At 57.2% G+C, this 1,382-nt stretch carries 2 protein-coding genes; both read right to left on the reverse strand.

Translation table 11 applies throughout. The annotated features are described in order from the left end of the window. Window positions 1-155: 155 nt before the first annotated feature. Window positions 156-629 (reverse strand): flavin reductase family protein, encoded by a 474-nt coding sequence (locus B8W69_RS29405; RefSeq protein WP_245843431.1) that lies wholly within the window; start codon window positions 627-629, stop codon window positions 156-158. A gap of 59 nt (window positions 630-688) precedes the next feature. Then, window positions 689-847: a hypothetical protein gene (locus B8W69_RS30845; RefSeq protein WP_165762732.1), complete on the reverse strand. Its 159-nt coding sequence runs from the start codon at window positions 845-847 to the stop codon at window positions 689-691. Window positions 848-1,382 lie beyond the last annotated feature (535 nt).

Raw genomic sequence — 1,382 nt, forward strand, 5'->3', positions numbered from 1 at the left:
GAATTCGAAGCAATCATGACCACACCGGCCCCTCAGGCCGCGTGACCGAAACTGTCACCTGATCGTGCAGCAGACCCCTTCGAAGACACACGTGCGCGACTATGACGGATCGCTCGAATCGTGGCCTCATTGCCGGTGATGCCACGCCTCATTTGTCAGTAGAACCACGGCATTTCGTCGTGGCCGAAGTCGTGGAAATCACCGAATCGGCCGGAGTAGAAGACCAATCCGTTGCCATCCCGAAATCGTAGGTTTTCAACCTCGCCGAAGAACACCCGGTGGTCGCCGATGTCGTGGGCGCTGTGGACGCGGCATTCGGCTTGCACGAGTGCGTCTTTGATCATCGGCATCTTGTATTCACCGTATTCACAGACGATGAAGTCTCGGAAGCGGGCACCTCCTCGGGTGGCGAAGTGGCGAGCGATAGCCTCTTGTCGGCAACTGAGGATGGAGATCGCGAATCGGCCTGTAGCACTGACCATGTCCGTGGTCCGTCCCCCTTCGGCGAGCGAGACCATCAGGATCGGCGGGTCGAGGCTGATCGATGTGAGCGAGCTGATTGTCATGCCGCAGACGTCGTCTTCGTTTCCGCTAGTCACGATCGCAACACCGGTGGTGAAGCGGCCCATGCTACGCCGCATGTCAGTGGGGTTGGATGTGCGGAACGCGGGGAGAGCCATAGTTACACCTACTTGCTGTGGTACCGGGCCTGCTCGTTGTCCTGGACGTGCATCGCGGTGTTCCATTCGAAAAACAGGTCCGTACAGCACTCCGGAAGCGATTCGTTCTGCTGCGGCGGCGGAACCACCCACGACAACCACCGCAGCCACGGTCGCAGCGATGCCAAATCCCCAGTTCAAAGCCAGCGTCCATGTGAAAAGATTCGCTCAACCGGGCCGGGCCGTCGGATACGCGATTGTTTCATCTGATGAAATATGCGGCAGTTTGTCATGGATAATCACGATTATTTATCAGTCCGTATCAAATATGCTGCCGTGCAACATCTTTGAATACCGCAGCAATCGCTTATCGGCGCAGAACTTTGCCGGCCCCGGGGGAGTGGGCCGACCGGACGACAGAAGTTATCGGCTAATCGGAAGCTGTCGCATTGCTACCGGTTGGGGTCAACTGTGATGGCTGCACAAGGGTTCGAAGTCTTGCAGATGATCATTAATGGGTCAGATCGCCGGAGTAAAAGTCAGCAGGCGGGCTGTCATACCGATTTGCAACGATCGTGGAATGGACATCACCATTCCGTCTGGATGAATCGCCCTGGAAATCCTGGAGGCTCCTGACCTTGGAAACGAGGATGCAGGGATGTCGAAGGAACAATCGCTGGGTAAGCCCACGTCGCGGCGCTACAGTCCCGAGGAGAAGGCTGC

It is taken from the genome of Mycolicibacterium vulneris (assembly GCF_002104765.1).
In the GTDB taxonomy this organism is placed as follows: domain Bacteria; phylum Actinomycetota; class Actinomycetes; order Mycobacteriales; family Mycobacteriaceae; genus Mycobacterium; species Mycobacterium vulneris.